Origin of the sequence: Pseudomonas fluorescens (assembly GCF_902497875.1) — a bacterium.
In the GTDB taxonomy this organism is placed as follows: Bacteria; Pseudomonadota; Gammaproteobacteria; order Pseudomonadales; family Pseudomonadaceae; genus Aquipseudomonas; species Aquipseudomonas fluorescens_BR.
On the sequence record NZ_CABVHY010000014.1, the window covers coordinates 20,848 to 40,022 of the forward strand.

Sequence of the window (19,175 nt, forward strand, 5' to 3'; positions counted from 1 at the left end):
AGAGTTTGAATGTCATTGTTTGGGAAAAAAGCCGCTGCCTTGTTCTTCGCAGCGATTACCAGCTTCGGCGCCATGAGCGCTCATGCGGCCACCCAGCCAGCGGCAAATACCTCGACTGCGCAAGAGATCTTCGCCCTGGGCGGCAAGTTCGCCTTCAACCTGCCTCAAGGCTTCGAGGCCAACCCGTTGCCCCCTGGCGATTCGGCCAGTGGCACGGCGGGTGCGATGGGCACCCTGTACACCAACCCAACCACCAAGACGGTGGTCATGGTCGCCGAAAACCTGCGCACCGATGGTGTGCAGATCAAAGACAACGACAGCCAGTTCCTCGACAGCGCAGTGGAAAGCTTCCTGCAGAAACAAGACACGACCTTGCCCGACTTCAAGAAAACCGGCGAAAAGAAACTGACCATCAAAAGTCTTGGCCTGCGCCAGGTCGACAGCACCGCGACCATGGGCGGCGGCAAGACCCTTGGCACTACGTTACTGGCCGGCTCAGGCATTCGCATCCTGGTAATCCAGATCATCTCCCGTGCCGATAACCCCACTGGACATGCGGCACTGGTCAGGCAGATTACCGGAGGGAAATAACCACGCACGCAGTGGCTCACAGCGCTTTATTGATTGATGCGCTGCAACCAGTTGTTCAGGTCCTGCATTTCAGTAGCGTTAATGCTGTGACCCATTCCCGGATAGGCATGGAACTCAGGCTTCAGGGAGAGGCTTTTCAGCAGGCTGTCGGCATCGCTGCCGTCGCTATAGGGAAGTAGCCGATCGGCCGTGCCGTGACCGATGAAAATCGCCAGGGATTCGAGGCTTTTGTCGGGTTTGAGCTGAGACTGCAACACGGGTAAAACCCGGCCACTCAACGCCGCGATCCCGCGCACCAACTGCGGATGGCGCAGGCCCACCTCGTAGGACATCATTGCCCCCTGGCTGAAACCCACCAGAAAAACCTTGTCGCTTTGAGTGTGATACTTCGTGGTGGCCTGGGCGATGAAGTCGACGAGCAGCCTGGCGCTGCTGCTCAGGTCATTGGTCTCGCCGTCGTAAGCGCCCTCGCCTTTCTTGTGAAACCACTGATAACTGTCCGCATCCAACGCCTGCGGCGCCCGTACCGAAACTACGGTATACCCGGCTGGTAGCTCATCCTTGATGCCGAACAGATCCTCCTCGTTGCTGCCATAACCATGCAGCACAATCACCAGCGGCTGGTTGCGTGAATCAGGGGTGACCTGCTCCAGATACTGCAGCGGCAGATCGCTTTGCAGCGCGGTTTGCGGGTGTGCGGCGGTGGACACCAACAACAGCGCCATGGCCAAAAACTTCAACATAGTCCTTCCTTTACTGCACAGCGGGTTCGCGCCAGAGCCTAGCACTGTGAAGCTGGATCACGAAGGTTCTTGCCCTAATGCCAGTCAGTTAAACTTTTACGCGGTCCGTAGCAGCTGCCGAAGGCTGCTACGGGCTTTGCCCGCGATTACTCGCCGTACACGTCGAACTTGAAGTACTTGTCTTGCACTTGTTTGTATTTGCCGTTGGCGCGGATTTCGGTGATGGCGGTGTTGAATTTCTCCGCCAGCTCTTTATCGCCTTTGCGCACGGCGATGCCGGCACCGCCGCCGAAGTATTTCGGATCGTTGGATTCCGGGCCAACGAAAGCGAAGCCTTTACCCGCGTCGGTTTTCAGGAAACCGTCATCGAGGTTGACCGCGTCGGCCAGCAGCGCATCGAGACGACCGGAGACCATGTCCAGGTTGGCTTCCTGCTGGGAGCCATAGCGCACCAGCGTGACACCGGCCGGCTGCAGCACTTCGGTGGCAAAGCGGTCGTGGGTACTGGCGCGCAGCACGCCGACTTTCTTGCCCTTGAGTTCGGTCAGCGGATCCTTGATATCGGTGCCGGCCTTCATCACGAAGCGCGCCGGGGTGTGGTAATACTTGATGGTGAAATCGACGTTCTTCTTGCGGTCGTCGGTGATGGTCATGGACGACAGGATCGCGTCGATTTTCTTGACCTTGAGCGCCGGGATCAGGCCATCGAACTCTTGCTCGACCCAGGTGCATTTGGCTTTCATCTGTTCACACAGCGCATCGCCGATGTCCACGTCGAAACCGGTGAGCTTACCGTCGGGCGTTTTCATCGAAAATGGCGGGTAGCCCGCTTCTATGCCGATGCGGATCGGTTTGGCATCGTCGGCCACGGCGGACAGGGACAATACGGACAGTGCCAGGGCACCGAACATTGCTAACTTCTTCATCTGTAGCTCCTGATGCGCAGATTCTTGTTTGGCAGATAATTCGATTGGCAGAAATCGAAGTGACCGGCAGTCTAGAGAGGCGCAACAGTAGCCAATTGTGTCGATGCGACATTTAGTTATAAAAAAATCACGACCATGTCAGAGACTGATACAGAGGAATCGCAGTGTCGAACAATCCGACTTCGCTGAACCTGATCCAGCACCATCCTGCCGAAGGACCGGGCGCCATCGCTCTCTGGGCCAAGGCCCGGGGGGTGAGCCTTAAGGTCTTTCGCGCTGACCTTGGCCAACTGCCGCCCATCGGCAGCATGCCAGTGATCATTCTGGGTGGACCGTACGAGTCCGGTGCCGGGCCGCACTGGCTGGCTGAAGAACGTCGCTGGTTGGCAGCAAGCCTGGCTGAAGACGCGCCGGTATTCGCCATCTGCCTGGGTGCGCAATTGCTGGCGCGGGCCCTGGGCGGGAATGTGCGGCGTATGGCCGAGACCGAGACCGGCTGGACCGAGGTGACCTTTGCCGATGGCATATCGCTGCAGGTGCTGGAATGGCATGAGGATGCGATCGATCTGCCGCCAGATGCGCGGTTACTGGCCAGCAGTGCCCGGTGCGAACAGCAGATGTACTCTGTCGGCCCGACGCGGTTGGGTTTGCAGTTTCATCCGGAGTGGAACGCTGAGTCAGTGGCACAACTCAATGCGCACTTTGCCGAGGAATCCCCCCTGCTCCGGGATCAGGATGACAGCGTCGCCCATGGGCAAGTCTTTGACTGGCTGCTGGGGACACTGGATGAGTGGTGGGCGGCTTCCACCCGGGCTTGATGTCAGGCACAACCCTGTGGCGAGGGGGCTTGCCCCCGCTGGGTCGCGAAGCGGCCCTAAAATCGGCAATCGCGGTTGTTCAGACAGAACGCATCAGCCGGTTTTACGACTGCTGCGCAGCCGAGCGGGGGCAAGCCCCCTCGCCACAAATGATCGCTAGACTGCAGGTTCACATCAGGGCTGTATCCTCAACAATCACAACTCACCACCGCACTCACCGGCCGTTCGACTGCGCCGGTCAACTGGAAACCACCGACCACATCGTCCAGTTGTGTGGCTACCGCTCGGTGGAAAGTTTTCGTGTGGCGTTTCGTACGGTGGTCGGTTTGCCGCCGTCGGTGTATCGCGAACGGTTTGGGGGTGGGGTCAAGGCTGGGAAATGCGCGGTGTTTGAGGGCCAATCGCGAGCAGGCTCGCTCCCACTTTAAATCTCGTCGAACCAGTAAGATGTGAACGACATAGATCCACTGTGGGAGCGGGCTTGCTCCGGGCGGCGTTCCGACGATGAGGCCAGGACAGACAACATGGTTTTCTGCTCAGTGCTCACTCACCACGCTTGCGCAACAAATAGGTATCCATGATCCAGCCATTGGCCAGCCGCGCCGCTTTACGCACCCGTTCGATCTCGTCGGCCACGTCCTTGAGCTTGCCGGCGATCAGGATTTCATCGGGTGTGCCCAGGTAAGCTCCCCAGTAGATATCCAGGTCCTGGTCAGCCACCCGCTGATAGGAATCCTCGGCATCGAGCATCACCACCAGGCTGTCAGCATCGCTGACCAGCCCCGCCGCGAGCCTGCGCCCGGTGGTGATCTCGACCGATCGGCCGATGCTGTTCAATGGCACTTTATGCTGTGCCGCCAGCGCCTGGACGCTGGTGATACCGGGAATGACTTCGAACTCGAAACTGCAGCGCCCGCCTGCAAGGATCGCCTGGAGAATACGGATGGTGCTGTCGTACAACGCCGGGTCGCCCCACACCAGAAACGCCGCGCATTCGTCGTCGGCCATTTCATCGCTGATCAGCCGCTCGAAGGTCTGCTGCTTGTCGCGGTTCAGCTCTTGCACGCTCGCGGTGTAGTCCACCTCGCCACGCACACGCTCGGGGCTGTGGGCCTCGACAAAACGGTAGTCGCGCCCGGTGATATAGCGCTCGCAGATGTCATGCCGCAGGTCGGTGAGTTTGTCCTTGCTGCGGCCTTTGTCCATGATAAAAAAAACATCGACCCGATTCAGCGCGTTGACCGCCTGCAGGGTGATGTATTCGGGGTTACCGGCGCCGATGCCGATGATCAGGATTTTCTTCATGGGGTCATCATCTCCGTGTCTGAGCGGTATTCCTGCAAGCGCAGGCGCCAACGTCCGTTGAAGCGCAATTCGGTGCTCGACAACGGCTCGACATCGATCACATTGAAGGCCGCGGACGGGCACTGCATGACGTGCATGATCGCTGCACGAATAACGAACGGGTGAGTGATCGCCAGGAAATGCCCCGGCGTACTGCGCAACGTCTCCAGCCATTCGGCCACCCGCGCGCAGAGTTGTTCGACCGACTCGCCGCCGTGGGGCGCGCAACTGCTGTCGGTCAACCAGGCTTGAAGTGCCTCGGGCTCATGTTTTTGCAGATCATCGATGGGCAGGCCCTGCCAACGGCCCATGGCGCAATCCGCCAGCGCGGGCACGATCTGCATCTGCCCCCCGAACAGTTCGGCGGTTTGCCTGGCCCTGGCTTCCGGAGCACAGAGCAGTTGCGGCGGGCGCTTGAAGGCGCCGGCGCGCGAGCCTCGCGCCGCTTGCCAATCCATTTCGAGCGGCTCATCGAGGGCAAAACGCGCCAGCTTCCAGGCGGCGGTACGGGCATGACAGATCAGGGTCAAGCGGGTGGCTTGCACGGTGAATCGCTCAGGTGATGGCAATCGCTGGATTTGTACCATGTTTGGAGGAAAGCTTCAGAGGGTTCGCCAAACTCAAGCCCCGCCTCCCTCGCGGGTCCTCTGGCGAATGCTTGACTATAAATGACAGTGGGCGAAACGCGATGTCAGTGATCGTCCGGGTAAAAACACGAGAGGGCGCGCATGCACACCTATCAGGTACTGATCATCGGCAGCGGTTTTGGTGGCCAATGCGCGGCGGTCAATTTGCTCAAGGAAGGCATCAGCGACTTCCGTATGCTGGAGCGGCGCGACTTTTTCGGCGGCACCTGGTGCCAGAACACCTACCCGGGCGCGGCGGTCGATGTGCCGTCACCGCTGTATTCGCTGTCATTCGCTTCTTATCCGTGGACCCGGATGTTCGCCGAGCAGGACGAGCTGCACCGCTACACCCAGCAGGTGGTGGAGCACTACGCGCTGCGCGACAAAGTCGAGCTGGAGGCCAACGTCGAACGGGTGCAATGGGACGATGCCGTCCAACGCTGGGCCGTGCAGACTTCGAGAGGGAGTTTTTACTCACAGTTCATCATCAACGCCTCGGGCCCGCTGAGCCAGCCGGTGATTCCGCACGTCGAAGGCCAGGAGCGTTTCAAGGGCAGGAGCTTTCACAGCAACCAGTGGGATCATCAATTCGACTACCGCAACAAACGGGTCGCCGTGATCGGCAGCGGTGCCAGTGCGGCTCAGATCATCCCGGCCATCGCTCCGCAGGTTGAGCACTTGCATGTGTTCCAGCGCACACCGCACTGGGTACTGCCACGGCCGGACCGCACCTTCAGCCGCTTCGAGCGCTGGTTGCTGGGGATCAAACCGGCTTACACGCTGTTGCGCTGGCTGATCTACTGGCAGCTCGAGACGCGGGTGATTGCCTTCAAGTACTCGAGACCGGCGATCCACCTGGTGCAGCTGCAGGCCTTGCGGTTGCTCAAGCGTCAGGTGAGCGATGCCGAGCTGCGCCGCAAGTTGACGCCCGACTACACCCTCGGCTGCAAGCGGGTGCTGCTATCGAGCACCCTGTATCCGGCGCTGTGCCGCGCCAACGTGACGTTGCACAGCCGCGAGCAAGGCATCGCGGCGATCGACGAAAGCGGGATCCTCACCCATGACAATCAGCATATCGAGCTGGACTTGATTGTCTGGTCGACCGGCTATGACGCTACCGACGGAGTGATTTCCTACCCGGTCCAGGGCAAGGGCGGCACCCTGCTCAGGGATGTCTGGCAGCAGTACCCGCGCGCTTACCTGGGCACCAGCATTCCGGAGTTTCCCAACCTGTTCATCGTCACCGGCCCCAACACCGGCATTGGCCACACCTCGGCGCTGTTCATTATCGAATCGCAGATGAACTACATCCTCAGTTGCATCCGCACCCTGCAGCAACAAGGCCTGCGGACCATCGAAGTGCGCAAGGACGCCGAAAACGCCTACACCCAAATGATTCATCGCGAGATGGAAAGAACCGTGTGGAAATCCGGTGGCTGCCACAGTTGGTATCAGAGCAGGAGCGGTCACGTCATCGCGATTTTTCCGGGGTTCAGTTTCACCTACCGTCGGCTGACGCGAACGCTCAAGCCTGCCGATCACATCCTGTCCTGAACACGCCTGGGGATAGCGCTCCATGTGAATGATCCTGGTACTTGCCGCGGCCTTCATCATTTTCAGTTGGTGGACCTGGCCGCGTCTCGGCCAGCTGCTGTATGACCTGAGCATGGCACTGGAGGCGCGCCTCTATCGTCTGCGAAAAGTGCCGGTGCCGATCGCCGAAATGACGCTAGTCACCTATCGGGGAGGTCCGCCCAAGGCGCCGACACTGTTGATGCTCCATGGCTATAGCGCCGACAAAACCGTCTGGCTGCGTTTTGCCCGGCACCTGGTCGATGATTACCGGGTCATCATCCCCGACCTGGCGGGCCACGGTGAAACCGGCTTTCGGCCACGCGGCAGTTACGACATTCCCTCCCAGGCCCAACGATTGATCCAGCTGCTGGATGCCTGCGCGGTCGAGAAAGTCCATGTGATCGGTAATTCCATGGGCGGCTACATCGCTGCCTGGCTCGCAGCGACTTACCCCGAGCGGGTTGCATCGCTGGCGCTGATCGACCCGGCGGGTGTCGCCTCGCCGCTGCCCAGTGACATGGAGCGCCTGCTCGCCCAGGGTAACAACCCGTTTCTGATCCATTCACGCGCCGACTTCGATCAGTTCTACGCCATGACCATGGCTTCGCCACCCTGGGTTCCCGATAGGGTGCTGGCGGCCCTGGCCGAACGTTATCAACGCAGGTGCGACGAACTGGCGGAGATCTTCCAGGACTTCCATGGCAGTGAACCGCTCGAGGCCCGGTTGGCAGATATCCAGGCCCCCACCCTGCTGTTGTGGGGGCGCCAGGATCGGCTGCTTCACGTCAGCAGCGCGCAAGTCTGGGCCGAGGGTATTGCCCGGATTCACCTGGAGCTGTGGGATGGCATCGGCCATATGCCAATGGTCGAACGCCCGGCCAGGACTGCGCAGCTGTATCGAGAGTTTTTGCAAGGGCAGGCCTGAGGCCTTCTTTCATGTGGCGGACATTTGTGGCGAGGGGGCTTGCCCCCGTTCGGCTGCGTAGCAGTCGTGAAACCGGCTGATGAGTTCTACCTGACACAATGCGGTTACCGACTTTAGGGCCGCTTCGCTGCCCAGCGGGGGCAAGCCCCCTCGCCACAGGTCTTGTGCTCGACATCAAATGCCGGTTTCACACGAGCAGTCATTTGCAGAATGAAGTTCGGAAGAAACTTCGTTTGTCAGCATCCCCTGCCCCGAACAGAATCGGGCAACGAAAAACCACCGTTGAACCCACGATATTCATTGTTCGGGAATTATCTCTATGAGCATCCAGAGCTTCGTCAGCCCTGACCTGATTCGCCAACGCTTTTCGCGGGCGATGTCAGACATGTACCGCGAAGAGGTGCCGCTGTATGGCGCGCTGATGGAGCTGGTGGCGCAGACCAACGCCCAGGTGCTGCGCGACGACAGCCGCGTTGCGCAACAGCTGCGCAACACCGGGGAAGTCCAACGTCTGGACCTTGAGCGCCATGGCGCGATCCGTATCGGCACCGCCGAGGAACTGGCGACCATCAGCCGCTTGTTTGCGGTGATGGGCATGCAGCCGGTCGGCTATTACGACCTGACACCCGCCGGGGTGCCGGTACACTCCACCGCGTTCCGCGCGGTGCATGAAGCTGCGCTGCAGGTCAGTCCGTTCCGGGTGTTCACTTCATTACTGCGCCTGGAACTGATCGAAAACCCCGAGCTGCGCGAGTTTGCCCAGTCGGTCCTGGCCAGACGCTCGATCTTCACTCCGGCCGCGCTGGCTTTGATCGACAAAGCCGAAAACCAGGGCGGGCTTGACGAACAAGACGCCAAGGCATTCATCGAGCAGGCGCTGGAGACCTTTCGCTGGCACCACAGCGCAACCGTCACGGCCGAGCAGTATCGGCAGTTGAGCGCGCAGCACCGGTTGGTTGCCGATGTGGTGGCCTTCAAAGGGCCGCACATCAATCACCTGACCCCACGCACCCTCGACATCGACCGGGTCCAGGCGCAAATGCCCGAGCATGGCATTACCCCCAAAGCCGTGATCGAAGGCCCGCCGCGCCGTGAGTGCCCGATCCTGCTGCGCCAGACCAGCTTCAAGGCCCTTGAAGAACCCATCGCCTTCCCCGGTCAGAGCAGCGCTAGCCACAGTGCCCGCTTCGGCGAAATCGAACAACGCGGCGCTGCCCTGACCCCCGTGGGTCGGGCGTTGTACGACCGCTTGCTGAATGCCGCTCGCGATGAGTTGAAGGATTTCCCCAACGAAGAAAATGCCCAGCGCTACAACGCACTGCTGCAAGCCCACTTCGTTGAATTCCCGGACTCCTGGGCCGGCATGCGCGAACAAGGACTGGCCTACTTCCGCTATTTCGTCACCGAACAGGGTCTCGCCGCGAGTGGCGATCTGTCGGTTTCAGAGACGTTGGAGGGGTTGCTCAGCCGAAACTATATTCGCTTCGAGCCACTGGTCTACGAGGACTTCTTGCCGGTCAGTGCGGCGGGCATCTTCCAGTCCAACCTGGGTGACGACGCGCAAAGCCACTACGCCAGCCAGTCGAACCAGCAGGAATTCGAAAAGGCCCTGGGCCGCTCGACCATCAACGAACTGGCGCTGTATGCCGAGACTCAACGGCGCTCGATCCTGGAGTGCTGCGCCACACTCGATCTGCCGCCATTGGCGTGAGGGTTGCCGAAAGAGAGTTCGCCCAGCGCGCTGGCCTGGCAATCCATGCACCGGTAAAGAACCAATACACTGGGCGAACGCGGGTATTTTAATTGAACGTACACAATAAGTCCCCGCTCAGAATCTGATAAATCCGGACACAATATTTCCAGTCTGAACTCACCAGTGTGAACATCCGGAAACGTTTCCATCGGTTCAATACCCGGTCATTTCCAGATAGCCGCTGCCGGTATGACTGCCACTCAACTGCACCGGGCCTTCCCAATAAGCAATCCGCAGCGCCATCCAGGCCTGGGGATTGAGCGCCTGCGCGGTGATGTCGAGGCCTTTGCCGGGAATCTTGATCGACCAGCGAGTCGGCATCTGGCGCCCCGCCACCGCAGTGGAATCCAGCGGCGTGAGACTGATGTCGTCCCTGGACAGCAGCTCGGTGCGACCATCGGCAGCGATCCAGGTCCCGGTCAGGTACGCGCTGCCATCCTTTTCGCGTACCCGAAACAGCATCACCTGCTCGGCGTTATCCAGGTGCAGGGAAAACCAGTCCCAGCCGGTTTGATCGGCGGTCAATGGCTGGCTGCTCCACTCACGATCGAGCCAGGCCGGACCGCTGACCTGATAGCTCTGGCCATCGATCTCAAGGCTGCCCTGCGCCTGAAAAAACGGCTGGCTGTAGTAATACGATGCCTGGCCGTGTTCGGATTTCTGGCTGTAACCCTGCTCGCCTTGCAGCACCAGAGGTTTGCTGGAGGTCAGGCGTAGTTGATAGCTGAAGCCCTGCCCGCGGGCGTGCAGCTGCATATCGGCCAAAGGGTTTGCAGGGTTTGACTGGCTGCTGAAACTCCAGTCATCAATCCAGGCGCTGAACGGTGCGCCAGTGACTCCGGCCTGCCCTACTCCGCCGCGGGCGTAACGTTCAGCCGCGTAGTGCCGAGTGGCCGAGGTCACCGCGGCATGGCCCAGCCAGACGGTCTGGCTGCCCCAGCCGGGTTGCTCGGGCCCGGCTTTCAATGCGTTGCGAAACAAAGTCCATTGCACCCCAAAACTGCGGCCCTGAGCGTCCTTGAGGTTGGCGGTGATGTACCACCACTCGATGCGAAAGCCCTCGTGAGGCCCGTGATCGGCGGGAAAGCTTAAGGTTTTGCCGGGAACCACCGGGGTGAACTCAGCGGCCTCGCTGCCCAGCCCGGCAAAACTTTCGGGATTTTTCGGCGAGTCATCGCAACCACTCAGTTGCCACAGCAGTAACAACAAGACGCCAGACCGCAGCCGCTTAATCTTCATGGGCAAAGGTCCTGAGCAGATCGGCCGGCCGGCTGCGGTAGAGTTTGAACAATGGCCAGGCCGACGCCAGCAAAGTCGCCAACAACGCCAGAGCGGTCAACTGCAGCAGTTGCAGCGGGAAGATCCGCAACGGCAGGCGCCAGCCAAAAGCCTGGACATTGATCACCGAGTTCAGGCACCACGCCAGCACCATTCCCAGCGGCAACGCCAGCAGCAAGGTCAGCACCGCCAACAGCCAGGTCTGCCCCAGATTGAGCAGCATCAGTTGGCGCCGGGTTACCCCCAGTGCCCATAACGGCGCCAGTTGCCCGAGACGACTCTGGCTCTGGGTCAGCAGGCTGATGAACAACGCGACACCCGCCACCCCCAGGGTCAGGCTGTTGAGCGCCGCGGTGGCGGTAAAAGTGCGTTCGAACACTTGAGTGGACCAACCCTTGAGTTGCGCCTGATCGACGATGCGATTGTCGTCCAGGGTAAAGCGCGCTTGCAGGGCTTGCACCAGCGGCGTCACGGACGCGGGGTCGACGCGCAGGTTGAAACGACTCGGCGCCAGCTGCGGCCAGTAACGTTGCAGGTGCCCGACATTGACCAGTAAATGGCCCTTCGGATTGCCGTAGTCGGCATAGATCCCGACGATGCGTGGCGACCACTGACCTTGCGGCGTGGGAATCACCAGTTGATCGCCCAACCGCACCTTCAGGCGACGGGCCAGTTGTTCGCTAAGCATCAGCGTGTCTTCGTCGACCAAGCGCTCCCAGGGATCGTCCCCCTGCGCCTGCAGCAACGGCCAGTGCTGGCGATAGCTCGGGTGATCGATGATGCCGTACACCTCGGCTGGCCAGCCTTGCAGCTGGATCGACAGCTGCCAGCTGGGCAATAGCGCAGAGACCAGCGGTTGTTCCTTTAACCACACTTGAAGCTCACGAGACTGAGTCGCACTGGTTGGATTGATATACAACTCGGCAGTCAGGCGTTGTTCGAGCCAGTCGCCGAAGGTCTGCCGAAAGCCGGCGGTCATGCTGCCAGCACCGATATTGGCGGCCAGTGCCAGCAATAGCGCCATCAACGCCAGACTCAAGGCCGGTAATTGCTGGCGGCAATCGGCAATAAACCACTGCCCCAACACCGAGCGATTGCGCCTGAGCAGCAGGTTCAACAGCCCATCGAGCAGCACGGGCAAACTCAGTGCCGCTGCCAGCAACAGGCCGGCCATCAGCACAAACCCACTGGCCAGACTGTCCCCCAGCAACCAGGCCAACAGCCCCACCGCGGCGGCAATTGCCGCCTCCCAACCCTGGCGCCGCAACCAGCGGGCATGAGCCTGGTGCCAGGCTTGCGGGTTGGCCAGCGCGAGCAGCGGCAGGCGTGCCGCACGCAACAGGCTGTTGGCGCCAGCCAGCAAGGCGCCCAGCAGACTCAACCCCACTCCACTGAGCCACCAGAGCGGGCCGAGGCTCAACCGCCCCGCCACCTCGGCCCCGTACAGCCCACGCAGGCTGGCGGCGACGTCCGGCAACAACACAGCGGCCAGCCAATACCCACTGACCACCCCGGCAATCCCGCCCAGCAAGGCCAGACCACCCAGCTCAACGCTCAGGCTGAAGATCAACATGCGTGCACTGACCCCGCAGGCTCGCAGGGTTCTCAGCAGACCACGGCGTTGCTCCAGGGCTAGGCCGATGGCGGCATGCACGATAAACAGGCCGACCACGAACGACAGAAAACCCAAGGCATCGAGGTTCAGATGAAAGCTTTCGGTCAGGCGCGACAGGTTGTTTTCTTCACCGCTGCGTTTGAGCACTAATTGCTCGGCAAACGCTTCAGGCAACCGCGGCTGCGACGCCGCGAAATCCTTGGGCAGTAACAGCCGCGAAAGCTGGTCTGGCATCCCCAGCAACTGTTGCGCGAAGCCGATATCCACCAGCAACACACCCGGTGCCATGTCGACCTGGCTGTGCAGCGGCGGCAGGCGCTGGCCACTCACCGTAAAGGGTTGGTCGCCCTCGCGATACCCCAGGGCCTGCAAGGTTTGCGGGGCGATCCAGGTATTGCCGGGCGGGCTGATGAAGTCGACCATCCGCGCCAGCTCCAGCGCCTGTCCGGCCACTGCCGACCCGGCTGGAAGCGATAACGGTTCGATGCCGATCAATTGCAGGCGATGATCTTCCCGGCCCTTGAGCGACAGCCGCGCTTGCAGCAGCGGCGACACCGGCCAACCGGCACGCCGCAGGCTGATGAACAAGGCTTGGGAGAAGGCCCCGCCATTCGGTGCCGCGAGACTGGCCTGGGGTTCGCCGCCAATCAACTGGCTGGCCCGCGCATAGCTTTCCCGCGCCTGGCTGTTCAGCGCTTGCACCCCGGTCAACAGGCTGGTGGCCAGCCAGAGCCCGGTCAGCACACTGAAGAACTGCACCGGATGCTGCCGCCAATGGCTGAGCAAGGCCCGCATCGTGCCCTGAAAAACCCGCACCTCAGCCCCCGCCTGCGTCGACCAGACGCCCGTTATGCAGCACCACTCTTTGTGCCAGACGGGCCGCGACCCGCGGGCTGTGGGTAACCATCAGCAGGCTGGTGGGGCTGTCGACGAGCAGCTCCAAAAGCAACTGCAGCACTTGATCGCTGGTGCTTTCATCGAGGCTGCCGGTGGGTTCATCGGCCAGCAGCAAACCGGGACGCGACGCCAGCGCACGTCCCAGCGCCACCCGTTGCTGCTGGCCGCCAGAGAGTTGTTCGGGATAACGCTCGAGCAAGTCCCCCAGCCCCAACCGCTCGATCAACTGCGCTTGCCAGACGGGATCAAGGCGCCCGGCCAGGCGTGCCTGAAAGGCCAGGTTGTCTTCGACCCGCAGGCTGCTGATCAGGTTGAATTGCTGGAACACCAGGCCCACCTCGGTACGCCGCCAGTTGGCCAGCTGCGCTTCGCTCATCCGCTCCAGCGAGTGCTCGCCAATGCGGATGGTCCCGCCATCCACCTTGTCCAGCCCGGCGACCAGGTGCAGCAAGGTGCTCTTGCCACTGCCCGACTCGCCCATCAGCGCCAGGCTGCTGCCCTGTTGCAGCTGCAAGTCGACGCCCTGCAGTACCGCCAGCGGGCCTTGCGGGGTCGAATAACTCTTGAACACGCCTTGCACCTGAAGCATGGGAACACTCGATTGACCGAAGCTGAAGCCAAGGATAGCGGTTGTGGCCGAGCGAAGCGGCGCTGCGGCATTCCGGTTCCCACAGGTTGTGCACCGATCATGTGGGAGCGGGCTTGCTCGCGACACAGGCGATGCGTTCTTTCAGACCCACCTCGTCATCGTTCATCGCAGGCAAGCCCGGCTCCCACAGGTCCTGCATCGATCTTGTGGGAGCGGGCTTGCTCGCGATGCAGGCGCTGCGGTACATCAGGCCCACCGCGTTATCGTTCATCGCGGGCAAGCCCGGCTCCCACAGGTCCTGCATCGATCTTGTGGGAGCCGGGCTTGCTCGCGATGCAGGCGCTGCGGTACATCAGGCCCACCGCGTTATCGTTCATCGCGGGCAAGCCCGGCTCCCACAGGTATTGCGCCGCTCTTGTAGGAGCGAGCTTGCTCGCGAAGCGGACGGCGCGGTGCATCAGGCCCACCGCGTTATCGTTCATCGCGGGCAAGCCCGCTCTCGCGTTAGATTTTCTTGACCTCTACGTTAAGCCTGTGCGGCATGTACACAGTTTTATTTCTGCCCTTTGATTGCTTACGGACATTTTCCAGCTACAAATGACAAGGTGGTGAGACGAGATGTGGGGGTCCGGTGTCGTGACTTTGATTGTCATGATCCGGACGTCGAGGAATGACGCGAGTTCCAGGGATGATCAGGCACATGGCTCAAAACAAGTACCGTTCCGATATCGACGGGCTACGAGCAGTGGCGGTGATTGCAGTCTTCGTCAATCACCTGAACAACAGCCTGTTGCCGGGTGGCTTCATTGGCGTCGATATCTTCTTCGTCATTTCCGGGTTCCTGATCACCTCACAGGTTTTTTCCGAGGTAAAACGCAACGCCTTCTCGCTGAAAGGCTTTTATCAGCGGCGCATCAACCGCATTGTTCCCGCCCTGGTGGCGGTGCTCCTGGCCACTGTGATCGCCGGAGCCTTCATCCTTTCCCCGGCCGACCTGACGCGACTCAACGCCAGCGCACTGTTTTCATTGCTCGGCGTCTCGAACATCTACATCTGGATGAAGTACGGCAATTACTTCGCCGGGGATGCCAGTGAAGCCCCCTTGTTGCATACCTGGTCGCTGGGCATTGAAGAACAGTTCTACGTAATCTGGCCGTTGTTCATCGTGCTGCTGTATCGCTGGGCGCCACGCTATATGTTGCCCGTACTGGTCGTGGGAGTGGTGGCCGCCATCGGCCTGTCAGAATACGCGACCGGGGTGTTTGCCACCGCCTCCTACTACCTGCTGCCCATGCGATTTTTCGAACTGATGCTGGGCGGGCTGCTGGGCATTTACCTGCACCAGCCACGCGTCATCGGCAAGCTGGCAGCCTATGGTTATGCCTTGGTGGGCTCGCTGCTGATCGGGGTTGCGCTCTTTGCCTTGAGCGAAGGCGCGCCCTTTCCCGGAATCAATGCCCTGGTACCGTGCCTGGGGGCCGCCTTGCTGATCCTGGCCGGCAGTGGCGACGTTCGTTTACCTTTACTGACCAGCCGGCCGATGGTGTTTATCGGCTTGATCTCCTATTCGCTCTATCTGGTTCACTGGCCGCTGATTGCCTACCTGAACTATCTGGATATCCGCATCGATCTGCCGGTGGCGCTGCTGGTGGTGCTGGGCTCGGTAGTCATGGCCTGGTTGTCGTGGCGTTTTGTCGAAGTGCCCTTTCGCCGCTCCGGCGCGCCTTTGCGCTTTTCGCAGGTGTTTACCCGGCGCTTTGCCCTGCCGGCCCTGGCATTGGCCTTGTTGGCCGGGTTGAGCCAGCAGTGGGATGGGTTCCCGAAACGCTTCAGCCCGGAAGTTTCGACGCTTGAGGCGATGACCCTGAACAAACCCAGTGAGGTTCGCAGCGGTTGCCATGTAGCCAATGCGCTGTACCGTACCGACCCCAATGCCGAATGCCGTCTGGGAGCAACGAAAGAGCGGCTCGACGGCATCATGATCGGCGATTCGTTTGCCAATCACTTTACCGGCATGGTGGACATCCTGGCCCGGCCCGATGGCATCACGCTCATGGATTACACCCTGGACTCCTGCCCACCGATTCTCGGTTATAGCTGGGGGATGCCAGCGGTGTATGCCGCCCATTGTGCGATACGCAACGAACGGGTGTTTAACCTGATCGAGCAGAATAAATACCCTTATGTGGTATTGGCGGGGAGTTGGCCCAAGGATGAAGCGGCAGAAGGCATCGTCGAAGCGAGCCTCAAGCGCGTGGTGGAAAACAGCGGTCAGGTCATCGTTATCCTCAGCAATCATTACATTAAAGACGCAGCCACCTGCCCTATCCGCCGGTTAATGTTCGGTCGCGAGCGCGAGTGCTCGACCACCCAGATTGCCAATCCACTTTACTGGGCGCAATTGCGCGAGAAATTCCCGCAGGTGCGCTTCATCGATCCCAACCAGGTGATTTGCCCGGAAAAACTCTGCAGCCCGATCATCGAGGGCAATCTGTTGTACCTGGATAACGGGCACTTGAACGAGACGGGATCGCGCTTCATCGGCCGCACGCTATTGGATAAAGGCTACTCGTTGTTGCGCGATCCTGCGGCGAGATCCTGACTCTGGGGTGCGAAGGCGGCCTGGTAGCCGGCCTGGCTCTTGAGGGTCGGTGTACATATCCATTTCTGCGGTAACGGCCACTTAGGGTTTCGCTTTTACAGCGACTCACTTTTTCAGACGCCAAAAAGTAAGCAAAAGGCTTCGCCCCGGCGTTCGGCACCTCGCTTAGGCTCGGTGTTCCCTCGCTCCGGTGTCCATCAGGGGGCGCCGCAATGCGGCGGAGTCAGCTGCGCTGACGGCGCTACGCGCCACCCCCCTGATGAACACCTCCACTCGGCCTGCCGAAGGGGCGGGTAGATCAAGATCAAGATCAAGATCAAGATCAAAAGCCAAGCCAAGCCAAGCCAAGCCAAGCCAAGCGAACGCGAACAAGCGAAGCAATAAGACGTCCCTGACACTGGTGGGCAACAAGCAAAGCCATGTTAGCGGGAAGGCTCAGGGCGTGAAGGCGGCCTGGCAGCCGGGGGTCCGGCAGGCACAGTTGGGCAAGCCGGCCACAGAGGGCGTAGCGGTAGTGCAGGCGGCCCCGCTTTGCTGCTCGGTAATCAGTCGGTCCTCCAGGTCGTATTGGTACTCCAGCGGCCACTGACCATCATCGACACTGACCAATTGCTGGGAAATGATGTCGAGAAGGTTCGAGAGGCTGGATAGGAGCTTTCTTTAAATCAAATGGAAAGATCAACAACGAAAGAGCTGTCGAACGCAAAACCTGTGGCGAGGGAGCTTGCTCCCGTCGGCCGGTCCGCGCTCGGGCGCAGCAAACGTAAATCAGTCAATTCGGTACATCTGAAAGAAACAGATTGCAGGGCTTTGGGATCGACTGCGCGACGTGGCTGAGCGACATTCGCGGCGTAGCCGAAGATCAAAAGATCAAAAGATCAAAAGATCGCAGCCTGCGGCAGCTCCTACGCCGACCGCGTATCCCCCTACCCTCCCGCCGCAAGGCCCGTCTGCGCCTGCTCCGGCGTGACGATGTCCTTGAGGTCGATATGTTTCCAGGCCGGTTTCGCCCCCAGACGCGCATTGAAGCGGATGTTGAAGGTAAAGTCGTCCTCGGTCGGCTCGCTCAGTGACTTGCCATAGACCGGTTCGATTGCCGCCAGGTCGTAGCCCATCAACTGCAGCAAGGTGGGAAAGATGTTGTAGTGGCTGGAGCGATCTTTATTCCTCGCCAGCGCGCTCTTCCAGTCGAGGGTGTGCAGGTTGCTGCCCTGGATCACTACCAGCGGCACCAGGCCCTCCTCCTCCACCGGGTCACCGCCGCAATGGGTATTGAGGCCCGGGTTGCCACGTTCGTGCAGGTCCTGGCCATGGTCGGAGGTGTAGATCAGCACCGCATTGCTCAGGTCCGCCTTGGCGAAGACTCGCGAGAAAAACTCGCCGACGGTCCACAGCAAGGTGTTCTTGTAGGCATTGCGGTACAGCATCCAGTCATCGGTCTGCCCGCTGAAGCCGTCACGCGAGCCGGTGTCGGCGACTTCGACATACTGCCCGCGTGACAACACCGGACGGTAGGCCATGAAATCATCCGGGTATTTGTCATGGACCGGGAAGTGCGCGCCGACCTTGTTGATGACCACCAACTGCGGCTGGCCGTCGTTGAGCAGCTCGATCAGTTTCTGCGCAGCCGCCATATCGCGGTCGCGCACGCTGGTCTGGTCGAACTGGACGAACTCGTCGATGTCCTTGCGTTCAAGCTCGGTCATCCGGTTCTGCAGGAAGCCGCCGGTACGCTGGGCATCGATGTACACCGTGCGCAGCCCTGCCTGCCTGGCGTACTGCCAGATCGACGGCAGGGTCGAGTTGATGCGCATGTAGTCACCGCGCGTACCACCGTAGCGCAACGTGACGTTGGTATCGGCGCTGCAGTTGGTGATGGACGCGGCATAGCCATAGTTGTAGATGTCCACTCCCGGACGGGGCTCCTTCAGGTTGCTGTGCACGCCGAAGGGAGCGTTGATATCCAGGTAATTGCCGGAGATGCTTTCATCGATGATCAGCACGATATCGTGGCCGACAGCCTGCGACTGTCGCGTCAGGTTTACCGCCTCACGGGGGCCGACGGTGTCCCGCGCGGCCTCGTAGGCGAACAGGTTCAGGTACGCCAGCGGCGTGTACATGATCGGCAAGCCTCTGGCGCCCTCGCCCGCGCGCAGGAACAACACAACCGAAAGCAGCAGCACCCCGAACAGCGGTGCCGCCATCAGAACGTAACCGGGCAGCGCCAGGCGCCGACGCGGCTTGAGTCCGATGCCCAGCAGCAGCAACAGCCCGCTGGCCAGCGAGCCGAGAATGACCCAACGGTATTGATACGCCGCTTCCAGAATGAACCCGCCCGAATAGACCAGCGAGATGAAACTGTTATAGGTCAGGTAATCGGCGGTGACCTTGGTGAAGATGTCGAAAAATACCGCCGAGATGAAAAACGCCAGCGCGAACATATGACGCACCAATGTGTGGCGAATATTGGCGGTCAATAACAGGGCGAAGACCAAGGCGATGAACATTCCGGCAAACAACAGCACCGGCAAACCGAAGCCCATCGCCCCAATGCGTTCAAGGTAATAATCATAGTTTTTCAGCAAGTACAGAACGATCAGCAGTTCCTTTAAATAACTCGCCATAAATCCCTCTTTTTGAATGGCGTTTCAGCTCCGCCGCCCAGTGTAAACATCCGTTAATACACAGAAAGGGACGTAAAAGGGTAACTCCCGATCGTCCTTACCACCCCAAAATACCAAGTCAATTAATTGACGACTACGATTCGCCTCACTCATCGACATCAGTAACTTCACTGAGACATTAGCAGCGCACCATCAAAGCGCAACCCGCTGTTTCATCCGTGAACGCGTCAAAAAAAAGGTGACTCAAATCTGACACACCTTCATCGCTG

General features: G+C 60.3%; 16 protein-coding genes and 1 pseudogene. 7 read left to right on the forward strand and 10 right to left on the reverse strand.

What is annotated here, in order from left to right; all coding sequences use genetic code 11:
- The first annotated feature begins 9 nt into the window (after positions 1–9).
- The gene (locus F8N85_RS15580; protein ID WP_150804455.1) at positions 10–591 is read left to right on the forward strand and encodes a hypothetical protein; all 582 of its coding nucleotides are present in this window, start codon (positions 10–12) and stop codon (positions 589–591) included.
- A gap of 26 nt (positions 592–617) precedes the next feature.
- Here F8N85_RS15580 and F8N85_RS15585 read toward each other — a convergent pair whose 3' ends face one another.
- The gene (locus tag F8N85_RS15585; RefSeq protein WP_150804456.1) at positions 618–1,334 is read right to left on the reverse strand and encodes an alpha/beta hydrolase; all 717 of its coding nucleotides are present in this window, start codon (positions 1,332–1,334) and stop codon (positions 618–620) included.
- A gap of 146 nt (positions 1,335–1,480) precedes the next feature.
- Entirely contained in the window at positions 1,481–2,260 is a 780-nt protein-coding gene (locus tag F8N85_RS15590; RefSeq protein ID WP_150804457.1) for an ABC transporter substrate-binding protein, read from the reverse strand.
- Positions 2,261–2,424: 164 nt separating this feature from the next.
- Here F8N85_RS15590 and F8N85_RS15595 point away from each other — a divergent pair, with 164 nt between their 5' ends.
- Positions 2,425–3,078 carry a type 1 glutamine amidotransferase gene (locus F8N85_RS15595; RefSeq protein ID WP_150804458.1) on the forward strand — a complete coding sequence of 218 codons (654 nt, stop codon included), beginning with the start codon at positions 2,425–2,427 and terminating at the stop codon, positions 3,076–3,078.
- Between the two features lie 245 nt (positions 3,079–3,323).
- Positions 3,324–3,506 (forward strand): annotated as a pseudogene (locus F8N85_RS35765) (hypothetical protein); the annotation flags it as partial.
- Between the two features lie 115 nt (positions 3,507–3,621).
- On the opposite strand, the gene cobF reads toward F8N85_RS35765, so the two are convergent.
- On the reverse strand, positions 3,622–4,383 hold the full coding sequence (cobF, locus tag F8N85_RS15605) for a precorrin-6A synthase (deacetylating) (protein ID WP_150804459.1): 762 nt from the start codon (positions 4,381–4,383) through the stop codon (positions 3,622–3,624).
- A complete protein-coding gene (locus tag F8N85_RS15610) occupies positions 4,380–4,967 on the reverse strand; it encodes a histidine phosphatase family protein (protein ID WP_150804460.1) in 588 nt (195 codons plus the stop codon). The genes cobF and F8N85_RS15610 overlap by 4 nt, the downstream gene beginning before the upstream one ends.
- 183 nt (positions 4,968–5,150) lie before the next feature.
- Here F8N85_RS15610 and F8N85_RS15615 point away from each other — a divergent pair, with 183 nt between their 5' ends.
- The 3 genes from F8N85_RS15615 (at position 5,151) to F8N85_RS15625 (ending at position 9,259) form a co-directional block, all read left to right on the forward strand.
- Positions 5,151–6,602, forward strand: a complete 1,452-nt coding sequence (locus F8N85_RS15615; RefSeq protein ID WP_150804461.1) for a flavin-containing monooxygenase — start codon at positions 5,151–5,153, stop codon at positions 6,600–6,602.
- Positions 6,603–6,630: 28 nt separating this feature from the next.
- Positions 6,631–7,548, forward strand: a complete 918-nt coding sequence (locus F8N85_RS15620; RefSeq protein ID WP_224795693.1) for an alpha/beta fold hydrolase — start codon at positions 6,631–6,633, stop codon at positions 7,546–7,548.
- A 319-nt stretch (positions 7,549–7,867) separates the two neighbouring features.
- Entirely contained in the window at positions 7,868–9,259 is a 1,392-nt protein-coding gene (locus F8N85_RS15625) for a VOC family protein (protein ID WP_150804462.1), read from the forward strand.
- 195 nt (positions 9,260–9,454) lie between these two features.
- Here the strand turns inward: F8N85_RS15625 and F8N85_RS15630 are convergent, their stop codons facing one another.
- The 5 genes from F8N85_RS15630 to F8N85_RS15650 all read right to left on the reverse strand — a co-directional run bounded on the left by F8N85_RS15630 (position 9,455) and on the right by F8N85_RS15650 (position 14,138).
- Entirely contained in the window at positions 9,455–10,540 is a 1,086-nt protein-coding gene (locus F8N85_RS15630) for a lipocalin-like domain-containing protein (RefSeq protein WP_150804463.1), read from the reverse strand.
- Positions 10,530–13,010 (reverse strand): ABC transporter permease, encoded by a 2,481-nt coding sequence (locus tag F8N85_RS15635; RefSeq protein ID WP_150804464.1) that lies wholly within the window; start codon positions 13,008–13,010, stop codon positions 10,530–10,532. The genes F8N85_RS15630 and F8N85_RS15635 overlap by 11 nt, the downstream gene beginning before the upstream one ends.
- A gap of 1 nt (position 13,011) precedes the next feature.
- Positions 13,012–13,680, reverse strand: a complete 669-nt coding sequence (locus F8N85_RS15640) for an ABC transporter ATP-binding protein (protein WP_150804465.1) — start codon at positions 13,678–13,680, stop codon at positions 13,012–13,014.
- Positions 13,681–13,777: 97 nt separating this feature from the next.
- Positions 13,778–13,951, reverse strand: coding sequence for a hypothetical protein (locus F8N85_RS15645; RefSeq protein ID WP_191636193.1), 174 nt, complete (start codon positions 13,949–13,951; stop codon positions 13,778–13,780).
- Entirely contained in the window at positions 13,941–14,138 is a 198-nt protein-coding gene (locus F8N85_RS15650) for a hypothetical protein (protein ID WP_150804591.1), read from the reverse strand. Before F8N85_RS15650 ends, F8N85_RS15645 begins: the two co-directional genes overlap by 11 nt.
- A gap of 242 nt (positions 14,139–14,380) precedes the next feature.
- On the opposite strand from F8N85_RS15650, the gene F8N85_RS15655 reads away from it, so the two are divergent.
- A complete protein-coding gene (locus F8N85_RS15655) occupies positions 14,381–16,282 on the forward strand; it encodes an acyltransferase family protein (protein WP_150804467.1) in 1,902 nt (633 codons plus the stop codon).
- Positions 16,283–17,208: 926 nt separating this feature from the next.
- Here the strand turns inward: F8N85_RS15655 and F8N85_RS15660 are convergent.
- Positions 17,209–18,906, reverse strand: a complete 1,698-nt coding sequence (locus F8N85_RS15660) for a sulfatase-like hydrolase/transferase (RefSeq protein WP_150804468.1) — start codon at positions 18,904–18,906, stop codon at positions 17,209–17,211.
- Between the last annotated feature and the right edge of the window lie 269 nt (positions 18,907–19,175).